19 protein-coding genes are annotated in these 22,922 nt (G+C 72.3%); 8 read left to right on the top strand and 11 right to left on the bottom strand.

The features are described from left to right. The first annotated feature begins 55 nt into the window (after positions 1 to 55). Positions 56 to 2,182, top strand: a complete 2,127-nt coding sequence (locus AB0B94_RS32000; RefSeq protein ID WP_357289314.1) for an efflux RND transporter permease subunit — start codon at positions 56 to 58, stop codon at positions 2,180 to 2,182. 48 nt (positions 2,183 to 2,230) lie between these two features. Here AB0B94_RS32000 and AB0B94_RS32005 read toward each other — a convergent pair whose 3' ends face one another. Beyond that, positions 2,231 to 3,106, bottom strand: coding sequence for a lytic transglycosylase domain-containing protein (locus AB0B94_RS32005; RefSeq protein ID WP_357289317.1), 876 nt, complete (start codon positions 3,104 to 3,106; stop codon positions 2,231 to 2,233). 34 nt (positions 3,107 to 3,140) lie between these two features. Further along, positions 3,141 to 4,562: a DedA family protein gene (locus AB0B94_RS32010; protein ID WP_357289320.1), complete on the bottom strand. Its 1,422-nt coding sequence runs from the start codon at positions 4,560 to 4,562 to the stop codon at positions 3,141 to 3,143. A gap of 133 nt (positions 4,563 to 4,695) precedes the next feature. Between AB0B94_RS32010 and typA the strand changes: the two genes are divergently transcribed. The 3 genes from typA to AB0B94_RS32025 all read left to right on the top strand — a co-directional run bounded on the left by typA (position 4,696) and on the right by AB0B94_RS32025 (position 8,305). Continuing rightward, complete coding sequence (gene typA, locus AB0B94_RS32015; protein WP_357289323.1) at positions 4,696 to 6,564, top strand: translational GTPase TypA; 1,869 nt, start codon at positions 4,696 to 4,698, stop codon at positions 6,562 to 6,564. Positions 6,565 to 6,676: 112 nt separating this feature from the next. Then, a complete protein-coding gene (locus tag AB0B94_RS32020) occupies positions 6,677 to 7,528 on the top strand; it encodes a serine hydrolase (protein ID WP_357289326.1) in 852 nt (283 codons plus the stop codon). A 75-nt stretch (positions 7,529 to 7,603) separates the two neighbouring features. Then, positions 7,604 to 8,305 (top strand): lysoplasmalogenase, encoded by a 702-nt coding sequence (locus tag AB0B94_RS32025; protein ID WP_357289329.1) that lies wholly within the window; start codon positions 7,604 to 7,606, stop codon positions 8,303 to 8,305. Here the strand turns inward: AB0B94_RS32025 and AB0B94_RS32030 are convergent. After that, the gene (locus AB0B94_RS32030; RefSeq protein WP_357289332.1) at positions 8,274 to 9,071 is read right to left on the bottom strand and encodes a tyrosine-protein phosphatase; all 798 of its coding nucleotides are present in this window, start codon (positions 9,069 to 9,071) and stop codon (positions 8,274 to 8,276) included. The two genes, AB0B94_RS32025 and AB0B94_RS32030, sit on opposite strands and share 32 nt — an antisense overlap. 44 nt (positions 9,072 to 9,115) lie before the next feature. On the opposite strand from AB0B94_RS32030, the gene AB0B94_RS32035 reads away from it, so the two are divergent. Together AB0B94_RS32035 and AB0B94_RS32040 are read left to right on the top strand one after the other, a co-directional pair. Beyond that, positions 9,116 to 10,213, top strand: coding sequence for a dipeptide epimerase (locus AB0B94_RS32035; RefSeq protein ID WP_357289335.1), 1,098 nt, complete (start codon positions 9,116 to 9,118; stop codon positions 10,211 to 10,213). 60 nt (positions 10,214 to 10,273) lie between these two features. Continuing rightward, a complete protein-coding gene (locus AB0B94_RS32040) occupies positions 10,274 to 11,197 on the top strand; it encodes an NlpC/P60 family protein (RefSeq protein ID WP_357289338.1) in 924 nt (307 codons plus the stop codon). 91 nt (positions 11,198 to 11,288) lie between these two features. Here the strand turns inward: AB0B94_RS32040 and AB0B94_RS32045 are convergent, their stop codons facing one another. The 3 genes from AB0B94_RS32045 to pnuC all read right to left on the bottom strand — a co-directional run bounded on the left by AB0B94_RS32045 (position 11,289) and on the right by pnuC (position 14,378). Continuing rightward, positions 11,289 to 12,287, bottom strand: a complete 999-nt coding sequence (locus AB0B94_RS32045) for a TerC family protein (RefSeq protein WP_357289343.1) — start codon at positions 12,285 to 12,287, stop codon at positions 11,289 to 11,291. A gap of 313 nt (positions 12,288 to 12,600) precedes the next feature. Next, complete coding sequence (locus AB0B94_RS32050) at positions 12,601 to 13,725, bottom strand: AAA family ATPase (RefSeq protein WP_357289347.1); 1,125 nt, start codon at positions 13,723 to 13,725, stop codon at positions 12,601 to 12,603. Then, the gene (gene pnuC / locus AB0B94_RS32055) at positions 13,722 to 14,378 is read right to left on the bottom strand and encodes a nicotinamide riboside transporter PnuC (RefSeq protein ID WP_357289350.1); all 657 of its coding nucleotides are present in this window, start codon (positions 14,376 to 14,378) and stop codon (positions 13,722 to 13,724) included. Before pnuC ends, AB0B94_RS32050 begins: the two co-directional genes overlap by 4 nt. A gap of 83 nt (positions 14,379 to 14,461) precedes the next feature. On the opposite strand from pnuC, the gene AB0B94_RS32060 reads away from it, so the two are divergent. Further along, positions 14,462 to 14,755, top strand: coding sequence for an antibiotic biosynthesis monooxygenase family protein (locus AB0B94_RS32060; protein WP_357289352.1), 294 nt, complete (start codon positions 14,462 to 14,464; stop codon positions 14,753 to 14,755). Positions 14,756 to 14,877: 122 nt separating this feature from the next. Here AB0B94_RS32060 and AB0B94_RS32065 read toward each other — a convergent pair whose 3' ends face one another. The 4 genes from AB0B94_RS32065 to uvrB form a co-directional block, all read right to left on the bottom strand. Further along, on the bottom strand, positions 14,878 to 15,735 hold the full coding sequence (locus tag AB0B94_RS32065; RefSeq protein WP_357289355.1) for a helix-turn-helix transcriptional regulator: 858 nt from the start codon (positions 15,733 to 15,735) through the stop codon (positions 14,878 to 14,880). Positions 15,736 to 15,930: 195 nt separating this feature from the next. Next, on the bottom strand, positions 15,931 to 16,299 hold the full coding sequence (locus AB0B94_RS32070; RefSeq protein WP_357289358.1) for a VOC family protein: 369 nt from the start codon (positions 16,297 to 16,299) through the stop codon (positions 15,931 to 15,933). Between the two features lie 78 nt (positions 16,300 to 16,377). After that, a complete protein-coding gene (locus AB0B94_RS32075; protein WP_357289376.1) occupies positions 16,378 to 17,187 on the bottom strand; it encodes an AraC family transcriptional regulator in 810 nt (269 codons plus the stop codon). 86 nt (positions 17,188 to 17,273) lie between these two features. Next, positions 17,274 to 19,382 (bottom strand): excinuclease ABC subunit UvrB, encoded by a 2,109-nt coding sequence (gene uvrB, locus AB0B94_RS32080; RefSeq protein WP_357289361.1) that lies wholly within the window; start codon positions 19,380 to 19,382, stop codon positions 17,274 to 17,276. Positions 19,383 to 19,589: 207 nt separating this feature from the next. Here uvrB and AB0B94_RS32085 point away from each other — a divergent pair, with 207 nt between their 5' ends. Next, positions 19,590 to 21,485, top strand: coding sequence for a hypothetical protein (locus AB0B94_RS32085; RefSeq protein WP_357289365.1), 1,896 nt, complete (start codon positions 19,590 to 19,592; stop codon positions 21,483 to 21,485). A 4-nt stretch (positions 21,486 to 21,489) separates the two neighbouring features. Here the strand turns inward: AB0B94_RS32085 and coaE are convergent, their stop codons facing one another. Next, positions 21,490 to 22,671: a dephospho-CoA kinase gene (coaE, locus tag AB0B94_RS32090; RefSeq protein ID WP_357289369.1), complete on the bottom strand. Its 1,182-nt coding sequence runs from the start codon at positions 22,669 to 22,671 to the stop codon at positions 21,490 to 21,492. Positions 22,672 to 22,922: the final 251 nt, after the last annotated feature.

A 22,922-nucleotide genomic window follows, 5' to 3' on the forward strand; every position in this document is an offset into this window, starting at 1 on the left:
CAGATAATCTCGGTCATCAAGATACTTGTCTTTCGAAAGACCTTGAGGTCACCTGATGTCTGTGTTCACCAGAGTCGCTCGTGGCCGGCTGGCCGCCTGGCTCACCGTGGCCGCCGCGATCGTCGTGGGCGCTGCCGTCTTCGGGACACCCCAGCCGGACAACCCGGCGCCGGTCTCCGCCACCGGCCTGTCGGTGCAGTGGCAGTCGACCCAGGTGCAACGCCTCCAGGATCAACTGCCCTCCAGCGACGTGCAGCCGGCCATCGTGGTGATCAGTCGCAGCGACCGCGGCGCGCTGAGCGAGACCGACCGGGCGACTGTCGGCGCTCGCGCCGAGGGTCTGCGCCGCTTCGCGGTGGGTGGGCAGGTCAGCCCCGCCCAGGTCTCCCCGGACGGCGCGGTGGCCCTGGTCGCCGTGCCGCTGGACACCGCCGGCGGGCAGGAGGTCGTCACCGACGCGGTGACCCAGCTGCGCGCCACCCTCGCCGACCTGCCCGACGGGCTGACCGCCGAGGTGACCGGCGCCCCGGCTTTCACCGCCGACCTCTCCTCGGTCTTCGACGGCGCCGACGTCACACTGCTCGTGGTGACCGCCGCGGTGGTCGCGCTGCTCCTGCTGATCACCTACCGCAGCCCGTTCCTGTGGATCGTGCCGCTGGTCGTGGTCGCCGCCACCGAGCAGCTCACCCTGCGCGCGGTGGACGTCATCGTGCCGGGCGTCGGCATCAACCTCCAACAGGGTCAGGTCACCGGCATCGCCAGTGTGCTGGTCTTCGGCGCCGCCACCGACTACGCGCTGCTGCTCATCGCCCGCTACCGGGAGGAGCTGCGCCGCGAGGAGGACCGGTTCGCGGCGATGCGCGCCGCGTTGCGCCGCACCGCGGAGCCGATCCTGGCCAGTGGTGGCACCGTCGTGCTCGGCGTGCTCACCCTGCTGCTCAGTGAGCAGGAGACCAACCGCGCGCTGGCCGTGGCCTGCGCCACCGGTGTGGTCTTCGCCATGCTCTCGGCCCTGTTCGTGCTCCCCGCCGTGCTGGTGCTCTTCGGTCGCGGCCTGTTCTGGCCGTTCGTACCCCGCGTCGGCGGCCCGGTGCGCGAGGGTCGGCTCTGGGGTCGACTCGGCGCCGCCGTGCAACGCCGCCCGGTGGTGGTAGCGACGCTGGCCACAGTGCTGCTCGGAGGCCTGGCACTGGGTGGGCTCGGCATCCGCACCGGCCTGTCCGAGACCGAACAGTTCCGGGCCGCGCCCGAGGCGGTGACCGGGGCACAGACCCTGGCCAGGGCCTTCCCCGCCGGCAGCACCCAACCCGTCGCCGTGATCACCACCCCGGCGGCGGTGCGGGCGGTCACCGACGCCGCCACCGCGGTACCCGGTGTCGCCTCGGCGCGCCCCGGCGACGCCGGCACCGCCGTCGCCCAGGTCGACGTGGTCCTCGACGCCGAACCCGGCACCACCGCCTCGGACCGCGCGATCGAGGCGCTGCGCGCGGCGGTCGCCGCGGTTCCCGACTCCGCGCCGCCGGCCGCCGCCGGCGCCGACGCCCCGTCCGGGGCGATCGTCGGTGGCTCCGTGGCCGCCACCTACGACTCCGACGAGGCCAACGACCGGGATCTGCGACTCATCCTGCCGATCATCCTGGTGCTGGTCGGCGCCGTGCTCGTGCTGCTGCTACGCGGTCTGCTCGCGCCGCTGCTGCTGGTGCTCACCGTGATCGCGTCGTACTTCGCCAGCCTCGGCGCGGCCTGGCTGCTCTTCGACCACGTGCTGGGCTTCCCGGCCCTGGACAGCGGTGTGCTGCTGCTCGCCTTCGTGTTCCTGGTGGCGCTCGGGGTGGACTACAACATCTTCCTGGTCACCCGGGCCCGGGAGGACGCCCGCAGCGCCGGCACCCGCGCCGGGATGCTCTCCGCCCTGCGGGTCACCGGCGGGGTGATCACCAGCGCCGGAGTGCTGCTCGCCGCGGTCTTCGCCGTGCTCGGTGTGCTGCCGCTGATCACCCTGACCCAGATCGGGATCATCGTCTGCATCGGCGTCCTGCTCGACACCCTGCTGGTCCGTACGGTCCTGGTGCCGGCGCTGGCGTTCCTGCTCGGCGACCGCTTCTGGTGGCCCGGCCGCATCACGCGCGACCCGGTGCAGGCGATCCCGCGCTCGCCCGAGCCGGTCGCCGCGCGCGACTGACCGACTCGACGGGGGCCGTGGTGAGTCCCGCCACGGCCCCCGTCGAGGTCAGTACGCCAGGCAGACACACTCGCTCATCAGCGCCCGCACGTTGCGCACGTACGACGGGTTGGGGATGGTCAGCGGCTCCCCCTCCTGAGCCACCGCACCGTGCCCGAAGTTGTACGCGGCGATGACGGCGTTGAGCAGGCAGGAGTTCAGCTCGCTGGTGCACAGTGCCGGGTCGAGCCGGAAGTCGGACTCGAAGTACATGTCGCCGATGTACTTCGTCGCCCAGGCCAGGTAGGTGGCGCCGAGGTAGGCGTTGTCCTGGTAGGCGTCGATCTCGTAGCTCTTCTCGAACCGCTGGTTCATCCAGGTCGCGGTGGCCGGCATCACCTGCAACAGCCCGACCCCGCCGTCGCAGGCGTAGATGTTGGACTGCCAGCCGCTCTCCTGCCACGCGGTGGCCTTGAGCAGGTTGAGCGGGATCTTGATGTCCGGTGCCGACACCGGCCAGTAGGTGCGGTTGGCCGCATCGGTCAGCGCCGCCTTCACAGCGGACCGGCTCGCCTGGTTGCCCTTGTAGGTCGGCTTGCAGGAGCTCGGCGCCGGCTTCGGCGGCGCCGGCGGAACCTCGGTCTCGGTGGGCGGCTTCGGCACCGTGCGCGGTTTCGGCGCCGCCCGGGTCGGCTTCTTCGTCGGCTTCGGCTTCGGGGTCGCGCTACGACTCGGCGCGGAACCCATCGATTCCACAGCACTCACCGACGGGCTCGGCTCCCCGTTGACCTCGTCGGACGGGGCATCCGTCGGCCCGTCGGTGACGGCGACCGGCGCGGCCAGGCCCGATGGGGTTTCCCCCTTGGCGGCGCAGCCGACCAACGCGCCCGCCAGCAGAAGCCCGGCGAGCACCGCGGCGCCCAGCCGATCGTGGCGTCGAACCATGCCGTTGCCTCCCCCGTGTGATTGTCGCCGCACCCTAACAAGGTTCGACCGGGCGGCGTTGCCCCTGCGACGGGCGCCGGGGGGCCTGGTCCACCGGGGGCTGACCGTTACCCACCGCCCGGTCCCGGGTCGCCCAGGCGACCATGAACACCACGGTCCAGAGCACCCCGAGCAGGACCGCCGCGGCCGTCCCGCTCGCCGTGTCCAGTCCGAGGTAGAGCCGCGCGCCGCCGATCCCGAGCACCCCCGCCGCCGCGGCGGTCCAGGCGGCCACCGCCACCGGCCAGCGGGCGCTGCGCGACACCAGCCAGGCCAGGGTGCAGAAGCTCGCCGCGACCACAGCGTTCTGGGTCGAGAGCGCAGCCGCCTCACCGCCGCCCGGGGCGGTCCCGTTCGGGCCGGTCAGTTCGGCCACCACCGCCAGCACCACCAGCGGCACGAACGCGCCCACCGTGCCGACCACGCTGAGCAGGTCGGCCCGCCAGGGTCGGTTGCGCCACGCCAGCACCGCCGCCACCAGCGCCACCAACAGGATCAGCACCGACCCGCGTACCACCGACACCAGCACCAGTGTGGCGTCGGCGGCGTCCGGGGTACGCCGAGCCGCGAACCACCCGGCGATGGCGCCATCCAGCGCGGCCAGCCCACTGTTGCGGACCGCCACCGCGAGCAGACCGGCGATGGCGAGCCCGGCGGCGAACAGCAGCAGCAACCCGGCGGCCAGATTGAGCAGCAGCGTCCAGGCCGGGCCGATCCGCATGGCCACCAGGAAGAACAGCACCCCGTAGCGGGCAGTGAGCCACCGCACCGGAGGCAGCGCGCCGGCCCGGGACAGCAGCGCGCGCACCGGGTCGGGGTTACGGCCCAGCCACCGACCCACGAGCACCACACCCACCAGGCCGGCCAGCAGCAGGAACGCCACCCCGGTGGCCCGTCCGAGCAGCCGGGAGACAGTGTCGTACGACTCACCGGCGAGGTGACCGAGCAGCACCGAGCCGCCCACCCAGGTCACCACCCCGGCCAGGTTCCAGAGGGCGAACCGCCGGTACGGCATGCCGGCCGCACCGGCCAGCCGAGGCACCAGGGTCCGGGCGAAAGCCACCCATCGGGCGGCGAACACCCCCCGCCCGCCGAGGCGGGCGAGCATGGCGTCGGCCCGGGCCCACCGCTGCGGCCCGACCCGGTGACCCAGCCCGGCGCGCAGCCGGGAGCCGTACCGCCGTCCGGCCCGAAAGGCCAGGCCATCGCCGACGACCGCCGCGACGATCATCGCGAGCAACGCCGGCCCGAGCCGCAAGGTACCGTTGTAGGTGAGGAAGCCGACCAGCAGCAGGGTAGCCTCACCCGGCACGAGCAGGCCGAAGATCACCGCGGTCTCGCCCGCCACGATCAGCGCGGCGACCAGGTAGATCCACAGGGTGGGCAGACCCTGCACCCAGGTCAGCAGGTCGTGCACTCAGGCCCCCGGGACACGGGTGCCAGCATGCCAGCCGGGGGAACCACCGGCACAGCCGTTTCACCATAGATCAGGGGCACCTGGGGGTGACCCCGACGCGGCCTGCGCGAGCGCAGGCGGAAGGATAGAGGGTATGCAGCTTCGCACCGACCTCCGCAACGTCGCCATCATCGCTCACGTCGACCACGGCAAGACCACCCTGGTCGACGCCATGTTGCGGCAGGCCGGCGCGTACGGCGCACGCGGCGAGAACACCGAGCGGGTGATGGACTCCGGTGACCTGGAGCGGGAAAAGGGCATCACGATCCTGGCCAAGAACACCGGTGTGCGTTACCTGCCGGCGGACGGCTCCGACCCGGTCACCATCAACATCATCGACACCCCCGGCCACGCCGACTTCGGTGGCGAGGTGGAGCGCGGCCTGACCATGGTCGACGGTGTGGTGCTGCTCGTCGACGCCAGCGAGGGCCCGCTGCCGCAGACCCGCTTCGTGCTGCGCAAGGCGCTGCGGGCCCGGATGCCGATCATCCTGGTGATCAACAAGGTGGACCGTCCGGACGCCCGGATCAAGGAGGTCGTGGACGACACCTACGAGCTCTTCCTCGACCTGGACGCCGACGAGGAGCAGATCGACTTCCCGATCGTCTACGCCTGCGCCCGCGACGGCATCGCCTCGCTGACCCAGCCCGCCGACGGCTCGGTGCCCGACGACAGCACCTCACTGGAGCCGCTGTTCCGCACCCTGCTGGACACCATCCCGGCACCCGCCTTCGAGGACGGCGCGCCGTTGCAGGCGCACGTCACCAACCTGGACGCCTCGCCGTTCCTCGGCCGGCTGGCGCTGTGCCGGGTCCGTCAGGGCACCATCAGCAAGGGTCAGACGGTGGCCTGGTGCCGCACCGACGGCAGCACCCAGCGGGTCCGCATCTCCGAGATGCTGATGACCGAGGGCCTGGAGCGTAAGCCGGCCGAGACCGCCGGCCCTGGCGACATCATCGCCGTCGCCGGCATCCCGGAGATCATGATCGGTGAGACCCTCGCGGACGTCGAGAACCCTGTCGCGCTGCCGCTGATCACTGTCGACGAGCCGGCCATCTCGATGACCATCGGCACCAACACCTCGCCGCTGGTCGGCCGGGTCAAGGGCTCCAAGGTCACCGCGCGGATGGTCAAGGACCGGCTCGACAAGGAGCTGATCGGCAACGTGTCCCTGCGGGTCCTGCCCACCGAGCGGCCGGACGCCTGGGAGGTGCAGGGCCGCGGCGAGTTGGCACTGGCCATCCTGGTCGAGCAGATGCGCCGGGAGAGCTACGAGCTGACCGTCGGCAAGCCGCAGGTGGTCACCCGGGAGATCGACGGCAAGACCTGCGAGCCGGTCGAGCGGCTGACCATCGACGCTCCGGAGGAGTACCTGGGCGCCATCACCCAGCTCCTCGCCACCCGCAAGGGCCGGATGGAGCAGCTGGTCAACCACGGCACCGGCTGGATCCGGATGGAGTGGCTGGTGCCGGCGCGCGGCCTGATCGGCTTCCGCACCGAGTTCCTCACCGACACCCGGGGCACCGGCATCCTGCACCACGTCTTCGAGTCGTACGAGCCGTGGTTCGGCGAGCTGCGCACCCGCAACAACGGTTCGCTGGTCGCCGACCGGGCCGGCGCGGTCACCGCCTTCGCGATGATCAACCTTCAGGAGCGCGGCCAGCTCTTCGTCGACCCCACCACCGAGGTGTACGAGGGCATGATCGTCGGGGAGAACTCCCGCTCCGACGACATGGACGTCAACATCACCAAGGAGAAGAAGCTCACCAACATGCGGGCGTCGACCTCCGACGAGACGGAGAAGCTGATCCCGCCGCGCAAGCTCTCGCTGGAGCAGGCCCTGGAGTTCTGCCGCGAGGACGAGTGCGTCGAGGTCACCCCGACCGCTGTGCGCATCCGCAAGGTGGTGCTCGACCAGCAGCTGCGGGGTCGCGCCGCCGCCCGCCGCAAGCACGCCGGCTGACCCACCAGCACCCGACGACGGGCGCGCCGCCCACTTGCGGGCGGCGCGCCCGTCGTTTTTCCCCGCACGGGTACGCGAGCCCACCCCCGGTTGATCCGCTACGGTCACCGGCATGACCTGGGATGATCTCGACGCCCACCTGGACCGGGTGCCTGGCACCGTCTCCGCGTACGTGGGGCGGCTCGACGCGCCGCCGACCTGGACCCGCCACGCGGACGCCGGCCACTACGCCGCGAGCACCATGAAGGTGGCGGTGCTCGCCGCGCTGCACCGCGCCGCCGAGGCAGGCACCCTGGACCTGGACACCCCGGTCCCGGTCGTCAACGACTTCGACTCCGCCCAGCCCGGCGCACCCCGCTTCGCCAACGCGAAGCCCTACGACAACGACGACGCGGTCTGGGACCGCATCGGCGGCACCGCGTCGCTGCGCTGGCTGGCCGACCGGATGATCGTGCGCTCCAGCAACCTCGCCACCAACCTCGTCCTCGGCCACGTCGGGCTGCCCGCGGTAGCCGAAATCTGGGCGCTCGCCGGCGCCCGCAACAGCGTCACCGGCCGCGGCATCGAGGACTTCGCCGCCCGCGAGGCCGGCATCACCAACACGGTCACCGCCGCCGACCTGGCCGCCCTGCTCGGTGCCCTGGCCACCGGGGCCGACAACCCCGGCCCACTCGCCTCACCGGCCGCCTGCGCCACCATGCTGGACGTCCTGCTCGCTCAGGAACACCGCGAGGACCTCGCCGCCGGACTGCCTGCGGGCACCCGCATCGCGCACAAGAACGGTTGGGTACGCGGCGTCCGCCACGGCGCCGGCCTGGTGCTGCCCGACGACGCCCCGCCGTACCTGATCGCCGTCTGCACCACCACCGACCTGGCCGGGGGCGACGACCAGGTCGAGGACGACGCCTGCCTGCTGCTCGCGCACATCTCGGCGCAGGTCTGGGCCACCCGCCACCAGCTCTGACCCGACAGTCTCGGCGGCCAGGACAGCGCCGCAGACTGCGGCTACGCTGCTCGCACCCCCACCCCGGAGCCGCCGATGCCCCGCAGTCGCACAGTGCTGATCGCCTTCCTCGTCGTGACGGCGGCGAACCTGCTGGCCAACGCCACCGGCGGCGGCCTGGCCTTCCTGCTCACCAAGCCGCTGCTGATGCCGCTGCTGGCCGCGTATCTCTGGCGGGTCAGCGCCGAACGCGCGGCCCGGCCGGACCGGCTGCTGCTCGCCGCGCTGGCATTCGCCACCGGCGGCGACGTCGCCCTGATGATCGACGGCACCTACTGGTTCCTCGCCGGCATGGGCTGCTTCCTCGGCACGCACCTCTGCTACCTCGCGGCCTTCACCCGACACGGCGCGGCTACCGCGCTGCGCCGCACGCCGCTGGTCGCCGTCCCCCTGGGGTACGCGGTGCTGACCGTCATCGCCCTCAGCTGGATGTGGGGCGGGCTCACCGACGCCGGGCTGGCCGTACCGGTGGCCGGCTACGCGATCGCGCTGGCCGCCATGGCCAGCACCGCCACCACCCAGGGCTGGCGGGTCGGTCTCGGCGCCGCGCTCTTCCTCGGCTCCGACCTGCTGATCGCCGCCGGGGTGGCAGAGGTGGCCCAGCCACCCGGCGCGCCGGTGCTGGTGATGGCGACCTACGCCGCCGGCCAGGCGCTGATCGTCACCGGCCGGGCCGCCCGCACCAGCACACCCACCGAGGCACCTGTCACTCCAGCAACTGCGCCCGCAACGCCCTGAGGTCGGCGTCGGTGAGCCCCAACCCGTCGCGCAGGTACGCGTCGAACGAGCCGTGCACCCGACGCACCTCGGCGTAACCGGCGTCGAGGTACTCGGCACGAACCTCCAGCACCGGCAACACCGCGTCGACGTCCAGCTCGGGGTTCCGTCGGCGCATCGCCTCGACGATCACCGCCCGCAGGCTGTCGGTCAGCTCGTTGTTGCGCAGGTAGTCGGCGCGAATGGCCGCCTCGTCGACCCCGAGCGCCGTCAGCAGGATGACGGTCAGCCACCCGGTGCGGTCCTTGCCGGCGGAGCAGTGGTAGAGCAGCGGCAGATTTTCCGGCCGGGACGCCAGCCGCACCGCCTCGGCGAAGCCGACCCGCGCCGACTCACCGGTGACGAACCAGCGGTAGATCGCCGCCATCGCCCCCGCCGTGCCCTGCCGGGCCAGCTCCGCGTACGCGTTCAGGTCGTGACCGAGCAGCACCGCCGAGACGTACGTGAAGACCGGGTGCTCCGCGTCGTGCACCGGCAGGCGCACCACCCGTGGCTCACCGCCGAATCTGTCCTCCGGCGCGACCGCGATCTCCGAGGCGTCGCGCAGATCCACCACGCACGCCGGCCCCAGCTTCGCCAGCACCGGTAGGTCCTCGTCGGTCAGCCGTCCCAGCGCCGGGGTGCGGATCAACTGGCCGACCCGGACCCGCCGCCCGTCCGCGCCGACGAGCCCGCCCAGGTCACGCGCGTTCGGTGCACCCACCAGCTCCCAGCCCTGCCCGGTCATCCGGTCTCCCCTCCCACCGTGAACCTCCGTATAGGGTGCCTCACATGACGATCTCGGCGGTACGCACCCACCGGGTTTCCGCCCCCTTACACACCCCGTTCGTCACCGCGCTGCGTCGTACCACCACAGTGGACACGCTGGTCGTCGAGCTCGTCGACAGCGACGGCCGGTCCGGCTTCGGTGAGGCGCCGCAGGTCTGGCAGGTCACCGGCGCGTCGGTCGGCGGCGCGCAGGCGTGCGTCCGCGAGTTGCTCGGCCCACAGCTGGTCGGCCGTGACCCGGACGACCTGGTGACCCGTTGCGCCGAGGTGCAGCGCGCCGTGGTCGGCAACGAGGCGGCGAAGGCGGCGGTGGACGTCGCCCTGCACGACCTCGCCGCGCGGCGACTGGGCGTACCCCTGGTGCGGTTGCTCGGGGGCACCACGCTGCGGGTCCCGACGGACGTCACGCTGGCGGCAGGCGATGCGGTGGACCTGGCGACAGCGGCACGACAGCGGCAGGCCGACGGCTTCGGCGTGCTCAAGCTGAAGGTCGGCACCGACGCGGCCGGTGACCTGGACCGGGTGCGCGCGGTACGGGCGGCCGTCGGCCCCGGCACCCGGATCCGGCTGGACGCCAACCAGGGCTGGACGCCCCGGGAGGCGGTCCGGGTGATCCGCGGCATCGAGGACGCCGGGCTCGACGTGGAGCTGGTCGAGCAGCCGGTGGCCCGCTGGGACCTGGACGGGCTGGCCTGGGTCAGCGACCGGGTGTCAGTGCCGATCCTGGCCGACGAGGCGGTCTTCGGGGTCCGGGACCTGGTGGAGGTGATCCGCCGCCGAGCCGCCGACCTGGTCAACGTCAAACTGGCCAAGTGCGGTGGACTGCACCCGGCCCGTACCCTCCTCGACCTGGCCACCGCGCACGGGCTCGGCACTGTGGTCGGCTCGATGATGGAGAGTCAGGTAGGCATCGGGGCGGCCGCGAGCCTGGTCGCCGCGTACGGCACCACAGCGGTCCCCGACCTGGACGCGGCCTGGTGGCTGGCCTGGTCACCGGTGCAGGGTGGCATCCGCTACGACGGGGCGACGGTGGTGCTGCCGGACTCCCCTGGCCTGGGCATCTCCGGCATCGCTGAAGCAAAAGTGCAGGCTCGTGGTTGATGGCCGTCGGTTTCTTTCATAGGGTTCCCCAGGACAGCCGACACCATCTGGGGGGTTGACGTGGAGCTGCGACCGGGCCGCGAGGCCGTCGTCCGGGTCGCCGTGGCGACGCTGTGGACCTCCCCCGAGGCAGTCCGCCCGGTCGACGGTCCGGCGCTGACCGCCGGCGTCGACATTCCGACCTGGGTCTCGGGCCTGGACACCGACCAGCAGGTCGGCGACTGTGTGCTGAGCCAGCTCCTGCTCGGCGAGCGGGTCCTCGTCAGCGAGCTGCGCCCGGACGGCTGGGCCCGGGTCGTCGCCGTCGAACAACCAGCCGCCAAGCTCGACCCCCGCGGCTATCCGGGCTGGCTCCCGGCCGAGCAGTTGGCCGTTCTCGACCCGACCCAGACCAGCACCGACCACCCGCTGGTGGTGGACGCCACTGTCACCGGGCTGCACGCCACCCCGAACGGGCCGGTGGCGCTGCCCGGCGTCGTCGTCGGCACCCGGCTCGTCCCGGCCGGCCCCGCGCTGGACGACTGGCGGCCTGTGCACGTCCCCGGTCGGGTCACCCCGCTCTGGCTGCCCGACCGCCACCTGGTGCCGTCGACGGCGGCGTCGCCGGCCGCCGCGCAGGCGCTCGCGGTGGCACAGCGCCTGCTGGACGTGGTCTACATCTGGGGCGGTCTCTCCGCGCACGGCATCGACTGCTCGGGCCTGGTGCATCTGGCCTGGCGGCGGTTCGGGGTGCTGCTGCCGCGCGACGCCGACGATCAGGCCGTGGCCACCACCCCGCTGGCGTTGGGCGCGGAACGCCCCGGCGATCTCTACTTCTTCGCCCGACCCGGCCGCAAGATCCACCACATCGGCATCGTCACCGCCGCCCCGGGCGAGGGCGGCCATCGCCGGATGCTGCACGCCTGCTACCGGCGGCGGCGGGTCATCGAAGAGGAACTGCCGGCCGACCGGACCGCCACGCTGGTGGGCGCGCACCGGGTCTAGGGCGTATCGCAGGTGTCTGTCGAGCCGGCAGCAGTTCCGGAGCGCACCCCCTCGCCGGCCGGGCGCGTGTCCGCACCCGGCCGGTGACCGGTCAGCGTCGGGCGTCGGTCAACTCGCGACGCCGGTCCCGGGAGGACTTGATCAGGCTGGCGGCGGTGGCGATGCCCAGGGTGCCGATGATGACCAGCAGTGACAACCAGATCGGGATGTGTGGTGCCCAGCCGACATGCTCGCCACCGTTGATGAACGGCAGGTTGTTGTCGGCCAGCGCCTCCAGCACCAGCTTGACCCCGATGAACCCGAGCACGACGGCCAGGCCGTAGCTCAGGTAGATCAGCCGGTCCAGCAGGCCGCCGAGCAGGAAGTAGAGCTGCCGGAGGCCCATCAGCGCGAAGACGTTGGCGGTGAAGACCAGGTAGGGCTCCTGGGTGATGCCGAAGATCGCCGGGATCGAGTCCAGCGCGAAGATCAGGTCGGTGGTGCCGATCGCGATCATCACGATCAGCATCGGGGTGAACAGCCGCTTGCCGGCCGCGTGGGTGGTGAGCTTCGCGCCGTCGTAGTCCTTCGAGATCGGCAGCGCCTTGCGGCTCCACCGGATCAGCACGTTCTCGGAGAACTCGTCCTCGTCCGGCTCACCCTGCCGGGCCAGGTTCACCGCGGTGTAGATCAGGAACGCGCCGAAGATGTAGAAGACCCAGGAGAACTGCGTGATCAGCGCCGCGCCCGCGGCGATGAACCCGCCGCGCATCACCAGCGCCAGCACTATGCCGACGAGCAGCACCTTCTGCTGGTACTGCCGAGGCACACCGAAGCGAGCCATGATGATCACGAAGACGAAGAGGTTGTCCACCGAGAGGCTGTACTCGGTGAGCCAGCCGGTGTAGAACTGGCCGGCCGCGCTGGCCCCGGAGGCCAACCAGACGCCCGCGCCGAAGAGCAGGGCGAGACCGACGTAGAAGGCGACCCAGAGGCTCGACTCCCGCACACTCGGCTCGTGTGGCCGCCGACCGATGATCAACAGGTCGACGAGCAGGACCGCAGTCAGTGCGACAAGCGTCCCCGCCCACACCAATCCGGACACGTCCAACGTTCATTCCTCCGGCAGACACGCGGCGTCGGGCACACCGTACGCCCCTGCGGGAGCCGGCGTGCCGCTGTCGCTCACTCTGGTGACTGTCGGAGGTCTCTTCCGCCGTCGCCCCGGACAGGGGCGGCGACCTACGGGGCCGGGTCGGGCACCGTGGTTCCGGCGATCGACCGTGCTGACGACTCCGTTGCGGGGGAATACTCCCCTCCTCGGTGACCATTCTTGCCCACCACGCCCCGTGATCACACCCCGGGCATCCGGTGGCGCCGGACACCGCCCGACGTGGTCACACCGCCTAAGGCTTCCTAGGAGGCTAGTGCACGTCCGGTGCGGCGATCGGGTCGGCGAGCGACCAGCCGGCGGCGAGCACGTCGTCGCAGGCCCGCACCGCTCGGGCCAACCGATCGGCGGGCGACCCGGCCAACTCCACCACCGGCACCCCGCAGCCGGCCAGCTCGGCCCGGAAGCGCTCGGTCATCCAGGCCCGCAGGTGCTCACCGTCGCGCAGCCCGTCATCGGTGAACGGCACGCCCCGGTGATCCGTCAGCAGATACAGCGCCGGCCGGCGCGCCGCCGCACGCACCTCCTCCGAGGCGCTGCCCAGGTAGCGCTCCTCCCACACCGCAGTCGCCCGCGCGTCGGTGTCGCAGACCAGCAGCGGCCCGCTCGACCGGGCCGCCGCGTCCTCGGCCGCCTGCTGCTCGCGGACCACAGCGCGGAAGTCGTCCCGGTCCCAGGCGACGTCGAAGACTGTCGCCTCCGGCGTGCGTTCCCGCAACCGGGCCAACTTGCGAGCCGTCAACTCCCGGCCGTACTCCGGCACCCAGGACGTGCCGTAGTGCCCGGCGAGCGCCGCCGCCATCGTCGTGGTCCCTGTCGACTCGGCCCCGACCACCACCACCCGCCGGACGAACCACGCCCGCACCGGCGGGCTCAGCCACCGCCAGTGACCCGCCGGGTCCGCGCGCACCGCCGTCCCGGACACCGGCACGGTCCGCCGGTCCGGATCCACCGACACGGGTACGGCGTGGAAGCGGCGCGCCAACTCCGCGCCGTACGCCTCGGAGGAGAAGACCGCGTCCACCGACGCGGACCCGACCGCCTCACGGAACACGGCGCAGTGCGCGTCCCAGACCGTCGGATCGGCGTAGTCCACCGGGTGGTCGTCGTACCGGCCGACGAAACGGACCCACGGTGTGTCCGCGTGCACCTCCCGCAGCCAGTCCAGGCGCAGCGGGAGCGCAATGGACTCCCGACGCGAGGGCGCCACGACGACTGTCACCTCGGCGCAGCGAGCGGCGGCGGCCCGGATCAGCGCGTGGTGCCCGGCGTGCGGCGGATAGAACTTGCCCACCACCATCCCGTGCCCGAACTCCACGCCGGCCGCACGCGCCGGCCCGCGTGGCAACGGCGCACTGCCGGATGCCTCGGCGTTCACACGGTGACCGGGGCCGGGCCGGGCGGGACCGCGCTCGGCCGCTCGGCCCGACGCAGATCGGCGCGCCACGCCCGCAACCCGAGTACGCACAGGGCGAGGAAGACCAGGTAGAGCACGGCCGTCAGGTGCAGCCCCTTGTACGCGTACAGCGGGATGTAGATCAGGTCGGCGGCGATCCAGAGCCACCAACTCTCCATCCGCTTGCGGGTCTGCCCGTACGTGGCCAGCAGGGACAGCGCCGTTGTCACCGCGTCCGGCAGCGGTACCGTCGAGTCGGTGGCCCGGTCCAGCAGCACCCAGAGCGCGCCGGTGAGCAGCAGCCCGGCGGCGGCCAGCCCCAGCCACTCCCGCCGCCCCGTCCGGCTGACAGTGAGCCGGGTACGCCGCTCGCCCCCGAACAGCCAGTGCCACCAGCCGTAGCAGCCGAGCGCGACGTAGACGACCTGGAGCCCCGCGTCGGCGTACAGCCCGGCAGTCCAGAACAGCACCATGAGCAGCAGCACGTTGGCGATGCCGATCGGCCAGTTGGCGATCTTCTGCCGGGCCACCAACCACACGTTGAGCACACCGGTCACGAACCCCAGCAGCTCCGCCCAGGTGGTGCCCGTACCGGCCACCCGAAACGCGGTGCCGGTGAGCCAATCGATGATCACGACACAGACCCTAGGGGTGTCGCTGGCATCGGAACAGACCCCGCGACGCCGACCGCCCCGACAGCCGTGGGAGGCTGTCCGACATGGTGCTTGAGGTCGCGCTGATCGACGTACTACCCGGACACGAGGACGCGTTCGCCGCCGCGTACGCCGAGGGTCACCCGGTGCTCGCCGGGGCGACCGGCTGCCGGTCGGTGCGGATGACCCGAGGAATCGAGTCACCGACCCGCTTCGTGCTGCTGGTGGAATGGGACTCGGTCGAGGCGCACGAGAGGAACTTCCGGGCCACCGAACGGTTCGACAAGTGGCGGGCGCTGATCGGGCCGCACTTCGCGGGACCACCCGTTGTCGAACACTTCCTCGACGTACCGGCCTGAGCCGAGCTGTCGTACCCCACGGTTATCGTGCCGGACGCACGCGCCGGCCGCCGGTCCCGACGGGCTCGGGGGCGCCGGGCCCGGTGGCCGCGCGGCGCGTCACCGTCGGCGCCCCTCAACCGTTACTCGCCGACGCGGCGGGCCAGCACGGTGACCGTCTCCTCCGGTGACAGCGCCGCGGCCAGCAGCGCCGCCGTCATCCGCTCGTAGCGGTCCACGTCGAGCACGGTGGCCAACCGGACGTCGGTGGTCAGCGCCTCGAGCATGACGGTGCGCGGGTCCGCCGGGTCGGGAAAGGCGTAGCAGGAATACGGCGTGAGCGGATGCAGCCCGCCACCGGCCGCCCCCCGCGGCAACAGCCGCACCGTGACGTGGGACAGGCCGGTCACCGCGACCAGATGACGCAGCTGTTCCCGCCAGACCGCCACCGGCAGGTCACCCGGGTCGCAGACGGCCTCGGCGAGCACTGCCGTGTAGCGCGGCGGGTAGGCCCGCCGAAGCACCTCCTGCCGCAGTGCCCGTGCGCGCACCTCGGCCTCCACATCGACCTCCGGCGTGAGCTGGGCGCCGGCCGCGACCAACACCCGGGCGTACGCGGGCGTCTGGAGCAGCCCCGGCACCACCGACGGCTGGTACTCGACGATGTCGGCGGCGCCCGCCTCCAACTCGGCGTAGGTGCGCTGCCGTTCGCTCATCTCGCCCAGCGTCTTCCACCAGCCTCGGCTGGTCGCCGCGTCCCGGGCGATGACGATCAGCGCCTCCCGGGCGGGCGTGGGCACCTTGTAGACATCCAGCAGATCGAGCACGTCGGCGAGGTCCGGGCGACTCTGACCCAGCTCGATGCGGGACAGCTTCGACGTCGAGGCCCAGCCCAGCCGGTCGCAGACCTGCTCCAGGGTCAGCGACTCGCGCCGACGGAGTTGGCGCAGCTCTGCGCCGAGACGTGCACGTCGAATGACAGGACTTGTTGGCAGCGGCATCCCGGCCTCCCCACCGAGGGAGACTACGCAGGACGATCACCCAGTGCAATAGCTCGCTCGCGCACCGCAATCAGGGCATTCGACGCCGTTGGCCGGCCGGGCCAGCCCGAACACACCGTTCCCGCAGGTCAGGTCGATTTCAGCCGGCGAGGCCGGCCTCGGCGGGCCGCCCGTCCCCGATTGGCGTGGCCGGGCTCAGGGTCGGTAGGTGCCGAAGGACCAGACGTTGCCGGCCAGATCGCGGGCCGCGTAGTCCCGGGAGCCGTAGTCGGTGTCGAACGGCTCGCGGATGATCTCGGCGCCGGCGGCGCGGGCCCGGGCGCAGTGGGCGTCGACGTCCGGCACCGCCACGTAGACAGACCAGTCGTCGTCGGCCGGCCGGGGCCGGGCGTCGGCCCGACCACCAAGCATGATCATGCCGGTGTCGAGGACCAGCTCGGCGTGCGCGACAGTACCGTCCGGCGCCTCGTGCACGGCGTGCACCCGGAAACCGAAGGCGGCACCGAGCCAGTCGATCGCGGCGCGCGGATCGGGATAGCGGAAGATCGGATAGATGGTTCGCATGACCCATTCTGTGCGCGGCGGCGCGGATCCGGATTGGACGAATGTGACCTCGGCGGGTCGCCGGTCGGTCTGCCGTCGTCAGCGGCCGGCGAGCAGCGCGGCCGGTGTGGCCCCCGCGAACTCGTGGAAGTCCCGGATCAGGTGGGACTGGTCGTAGTAGCCGCAGCCCGCAGCCACGGCGGCCCAGTCGACTCCCCGCCCGGCCCCGCCGGGCTGGCTCGACACGGCGTGAGCCTGCTGAAAACGCAGCAGCCGGGCCGCCATCTTGGGCGGCAGCCCGACCTCCCGCCGGAACCGGGACGCGAGGTGCCGGCGGCTCCAGCCCAACTCGTCGGCGAGCACACCGACGCTCCCCCGCCCACCGCTGGCGGTCAGCCACCGCCACGCCCGGTCGAGCCGCGGGTCCACCGGCGGGGACGCCGCCAGCCGGGCCGCGAGCACCCGGTCGAGCAATTCGAACCGTTCCGGCCAGCCGGGGGCCTCCGCGAGCCGGCCGCGCAGCCGATCCAGCCAACGGCCCGGGAGCTGCCCGACGCCGACGGCCCGATTGGTCAGCTCACTCAGCGGCAGACCGAGGAGCCGGCGGGCGGTCAGCGGGGCGAGCACCAACTCGACGCCCTCCCCCACACCCACGGTGCGCGTGGTGCACCAACTGTCGAAGGTGCCCGCCACGAACGAGTCGACAGCGGTGACGCCGCGCTGCGCGCTGCGCGGGTCGGTCACGTCCAGCGGAGCGCCCCAGCCCAGGATCAGCACCACGAAGACGCCCGCCGACTCCCGGCGGACCAGTGGCACGTCCGCCCGTTCCCGATAGCCCACGTACCTGTCGACGAACGGACGCAGGCTGGCGTCGGGCAGCCCGAGGACCATCTCGCCGATCGGCGCCACCGCCGTCAACAGTGCCCGCCCTTCCCGTGCCCCGGTCGGCCGGGCCCGCGCGGTGCGCCGGGCGGGCCGACCGGGTGGCCGTCACTTCACTTCACGCCGGCGGCGTCCATGCCGCGCAGCTCCTTCTTCAGGTCGGAGACCTCGTCGCGGATCCGGGCCGCCAACTCGAACTGGAGCTCGCGGGCGGCGGCCAACATCTGGTCGTTGAGCTCCTGGATGAGCTGGGCGAGGTCGGCACGGGCCATCCCCTCCCGTGAGGTGGTGGTCGCGGCGGACCGGCTGCGGCTGCGGGTCTCCTTGACCGGCGCCTTGCCTCGGGAGAGCTGACGCACCGCGCCGCCGACCCGGGAGTTCTCGGTGTCCTCCGCCTCGCGGTAGATGTCGTCGAGGATGTCGTGGATCTTCTTACGCAGCGGCTCCGGGCTGATGCCGTTCGCCTCGTTGTGCGCGATCTGCTTGGCCCGACGCCGATCGGTCTCGTCGATCGCCGCCGCCATCGACGGGGTGATCTTGTCGGCGTACATGTGCACCTGACCGGAGACGTTACGGGCGGCCCGCCCGATGGTCTGGATCAGCGACCGGCCGCTGCGCAGGAAGCCCTCCTTGTCGGCGTCGAGAATCGCCACCAGCGACACCTCGGGCAGGTCCAGACCTTCCCGGAGCAGGTTGATGCCGACGAGCACGTCGTAGTCGCCCTTGCGCAGCTCACGCAGCAGCTCCACCCGGCGCAACGTGTCGACCTCCGAGTGCAGGTAACGCACCCGGATGCCGTTCTCCAGGAGGTAGTCGGACAGGTCCTCGGCCATCTTCTTGGTCAGTGTGGTGACCAGCACCCGCTCGTCCCGGTCGGTGCGCAGCTTGATCTCGTGCATCAGGTCGTCGATCTGACCCTTGGTCGGCTTGATCACGACCTCCGGGTCGACCAGCCCGGTGGGGCGGATCACCTGCTCGACGAACTCACCCTGGGCCTGCTCCATCTCCCAGGTGCCGGGGGTCGCGGAGAGGTAGACCAGCTGGCCGACCCGCTCCAGGAACTCGTCGAAGCGCAGCGGCCGGTTGTCGGCGGCGCTGGGCAGCCGGAAGCCGTGGTCGATGAGCATCCGCTTGCGGGACGCGTCACCCTCGTACATGCCGCCGATCTGCGGGATGGTCACGTGCGACTCGTCGACCACTGTGAGGAAGTCGTCGGGGAAGTAGTCGAGCAGGGCGTGCGGCGGGCTGCCGGGCAGCCGCCCGTCCATGTGCATCGAGTAGTTCTCGATGCCGGAGCAGAAGCCCACCTGCCGCATCATCTCGATGTCGTAGGTGGTGCGCATCCGCAGCCGCTGCGCCTCCAGCAGCTTGCCCTGCCGCTCCAGCTCGGCGAGACGCTCGGCCAGCTCCACCTCGATGTCACGGATCGCCCGTTCCATCCGCTCGGGACCGGCCGCGTAGTGGGTGGCCGGGAAGATCACCAGCTGGTCGACCTCGCGGACCACGTCACCGGTCAACGGGTTGAGGTAGTAGAGCTTCTCCACCTCGTCACCGAACAGCTCGATCCGGATCGCCAGCTCCTCGTACGCCGGGATGATCTCCAGCGTGTCGCCGCGGACCCGGAAGGTGCCCCGCTGGAAGGCCATGTCGTTGCGGGTGTACTGGATGTCGACCAGCCGGCGCAGCAACTGGTCGCGGTCGAGCTCCTGCCCGACCTGCATCTTCACCGCCCGGTTGAGGTACTCCTCCGGGGTGCCCAGGCCGTAGATCGCCGAGACGGTGGCCACCACGATCACGTCGCGGCGGGTGAGCAGCGACATCGTCGCCGAGTGCCGCAGCCGCTCCACCTCCTCGTTGATCGAGGAGTCCTTCTCGATGTAGGTGTCGGTCTGCGGGATGTACGCCTCGGGCTGGTAGTAGTCGTAGTACGAGACGAAGTATTCGACGGCGTTGTGCGGCAGCAGCTCGCTGAACTCCTTGGCCAACTGCGCGCAGAGCGTCTTGTTCGGGGCGAGCACGAGGGTGGGGCGTTGCAGCCGCTCGATCAGCCACGCCGTGGTGGCGCTCTTGCCGGTGCCGGTCGCGCCGAGCAGCACCGTGTTGCGGTCGCCGCGTCGCACCCGACGCTCAAGCTCATCGATGGCCGCCGGTTGGTCGCCGGCCGGCTGAAAGTCACTGACGACCTGGAAGCGGCTGTCCAGCCGGGGAATGTCGAGCGCCATGCCGTCAACGGTACGCCGGAGGTCCGACAGGAACGGCCGTCACGCCAGGTACGTGATCGGCTTCAATATTCCCATTGTGTGGCCCATGTCACCGGGACTACCCTCTTCATGTAGGCCGCTCGCGGCGGCCGACCGGGCCGGTGGCCAGGCCAACATCACGGCCGGTCGCCCCCGGCACTGCGGGTCGCAGCACCCGGCTCGTCCGGCGTGCGCACCCGTGTGGTCGCGCTCGAGGCGCAGACCGGCCGCCGCGAGCGCCCCTGCTCGTCACCCCGGTGCCTCCCCGCCCGTTTCATCTCCGTGGACACCTCTCCGACCCCGGCACCCGACGCCGCCCGCACCGCGACGCCCCGACCGGAGGCCGGCAGCCCCGGCAGCGGCCCGGCCAGCGGGCGGCACCGCACCGGCTCGGCCGTTGGCGCCTCGGCGTCCGGCCGAACCAACGACATCAAGAACACGTCCAAGGCCGGCCGAACCAACGACACCGGGAACAGGTCCACGACCGGCCGGTCCGCCGGCGGCGCGCGGCGAGCCACCGCCGGCCGCAAGACCGCCGAAACGCGGCGGGCCGCCGCCGAGCGAAGCCTCGCGGAGAACCGCGACACCACAGGCCGCGACGACACCCCGGACACCGTCGACACCAGCGACACCGCCGGGCCGCCCAGGGCCGGCCGTCGTCGACGTACGGTGCTGCTGTTGCTCGGTCTGACGGCGGTGACGTCCGCGACGGCGCTGGTGCTCGGGCTGTTGAGCTGGGCACCCGACCCGCCCGAGCCGGCCCGGCCGCTGACACTGACGGAGGGCGAGCGGCTGGCCGCCGTGCGGGTCACCAACCTGCGGGACCTGCGCGCCGGCGTCCGGGTCACGGCCGGCACCGACGCCGCCCGAATCGAACTGGTGGGCTGGGTGGACTGGTCCCGGTCACTGCTCTACCTCGACGTGGGCGGGCCGGGAGCGGGCGCCGAGCGCGGGCTGTTGCAGAAGAGCGGTCCGGTGCTGGTGATCCGGCCCGATCCGGCGGCGGTGCCGACTCCTGCCTCCCCACCACTGATGCCTCCGGCGGACCGGTGGCGGCTGCACCGACTGGCACCCGGGGCGCACCTGGCACCGGTGCTCGACCTGCTCCTCGATCTTGCCGCCGACCGGCCGGACACCACGACCCGGACGGCACCGTCCGACGGGGCGCGTTGGATCGCCAGGGAGACAGTGCCGGCCGGCCCACTGGACGTCATACAGGCGCCACTGCCCACCGGCGCGCCCGCCGCCAGCACGGCCATCGGCACGCCCAGCGCCGCGACGCCCGCCCCGGACGGGCAGACCCGGTACTGGCTCGATCAGGACGCCCGGCTGCACAAGCTGGTGACCAGGCTGCCCGGCGCGGGTCCGGTCACGATCATCTTCAACCGCGCGGACCGGCCGACACTACGACCGGTGGACGCGCTCGGCGGCCGCCCCGGTCTCCCCCGCGCGTTGACCGACGCCGAGCAACGTCGGCTCGACCGGCTGCCGGCCCGGCTCCGCGCCCACGGCGGTGCCACCGTGACGCTGACCGCGCCGACCGGCACGGACACGAACCTGCGCGGCGCCGGCTGGTTGAGCTGGACCGCGGGCACCGTGTACCTCGCGGTCGCCGACCTGGGCGTACCGGATCGCCGGATCCTGCTGCGCCGCGACGCCGCCGGTCTGGCCCGGGCGGACCTTCCGGCGGCCGATGCCGGTGGCGGCACCGCGGAGGCGCCGGCCCGGCCGCCGCTGCCGCCCCCGGTCGGGGGTTGGCGGGTCTCCCGGTCCGCCCGAGACGACCTGAGTGTGCTGCTCGACGCCGCAATCGCCGCCGGGTCGGTCGGGCAGCGCGGCGCGGCCGTGCGGGTACGCGAGGACGTTGCCGCCGGACGGGCCGTGGACGTCATCGAGTCGGGTCCGGCCGACGCGCGGCTGCGTTACTGGCTCGACCGGGACGGGTCGCTGCGCCGGCTCGAGTTGCAGACCGACGGCGGCGCATGGGCACATTTGGATCTCTGGCCCGCCGTCGTGCCCCGACTGGCTGCCAACCCTCGGCCGCCCTCCCCTCGGTCTCCGACCCCTCGGCCTGGTGCCCGCTGATGCCTCAGGGGTGCCAGCCGGTCTGCGCGGCCCACTGCTCGGCCCGCAGGTACTCCTCGTCGAACCACGGGTTGCGGGCCGTGCCGGAATCGCCGGCCTCCGGTGCCGCGTCGACCAGATCCCGCTTGAGCAGCAGGTACGTGGCCCGCTGATCCGGATCGGCACGCAGGTGATCACGCATCAGCAACGCGTACCGCCAACCCGGTGAATCGGCCACCCGCACGTGCACCCGAACCGGGCGGGCCGGATCCGCACTGCCGTGCAGCCGCTTCTCCCACCGGCCCCGGCCGGCCGGGCGCGGGTCGTCCCACCAGTGCCCCGGCACCCGCGGAAACCCGGCGCTCGCCAGCCGATCGGCCAACGGCCCGTCGGCGTCGGTGAGGCTGGCGACCGCCACCTGCACGTCGATGACGTTCTGGGTGGCCAGGCCGGGCACCGCCGTCGAACCAATGTGATCGATGCGGAGGGCGTCCGAGCCGAGGGCGTGCTGGATCCGGGCGGCCAGCCGCGCGTACTGCTGCGGCCAGCTCGCGTCGGCCCCGGCCCGCTCGGCCGCGTCCGGCGGGACCACCCGCCGCTGGCGCAGGTTGTCCTCGTAGGGCACCAGCCGCTGCTTCCAGAGTCTGTCGACGGCGTCGTGCAGCGCCGTCAGGCTCCCGTCGTTGGTCAGCACCACGTCCGCCGCAGCCCGGCGGCGGGCGTCGTCGGCTTGGGCGGCGATCCTCCGCTCGGCCTCCGCGCGGCCCATCCCCCGGTCGCGCGCCAGCCGCTCCAGTCGGGTCGACACGGCCGTCTGCACCACGACCACCAGGTGGTACGTCGGCGCGAGACCCACCTCGACCAGCAGCGGTACGTCGTTGACGACTATCGCTCCGGGTGCCGCCGCTGCGGTCAGCTCCGCTGTGCGGGCCCGGACCCGGGGGTGGGTGATCGCCTCCAGTCGACGGCGGGCGGTCTCGTCGGCGAACACCACAGCGCCCAGTGCGGCACGGTCCAGTGCGCCGTCGGCGTCCACCACCGCGTCGGAGAAGGCGGCGACGATCTCGGCCAGCCCGTCCGTCCCCGGTGCCACCACCTCCCGGGCCACCCGGTCGGCGTCGATCAGCACCGCGCCCCGCTCGACGAGTCGCGCGGCCACCGCGCTCTTTCCCGACCCGATCCCGCCGGTCAACCCCACCCTCAGCACCCGAACAGTCAACCGGATCGACAAGCCCGCCGCCAAACCCATCTCCGGCCTGGCGACCTCCCAACCACCTCCGCCCCGCTCGCGTCCCGGTGCCCCGGTGTCCCGGTGTCCCGGTGTCCCGGTGTCCCGGTGTCCCGGTGTCCCGGTGCCCCGCGCCCGAGCGTTCCACGTGCGAGTGGTCGAAGCCCTCGAAGGCGATGCCGGGGATGCGGACGAGGCGCTCCAGGTCGGCCCGGACGCCGGGCATCTCC

This window comes from Micromonospora sp. NPDC048986, from assembly GCF_040649335.1.
Classification (GTDB): Bacteria; Actinomycetota; Actinomycetes; order Mycobacteriales; family Micromonosporaceae; genus Micromonospora; species Micromonospora alfalfae.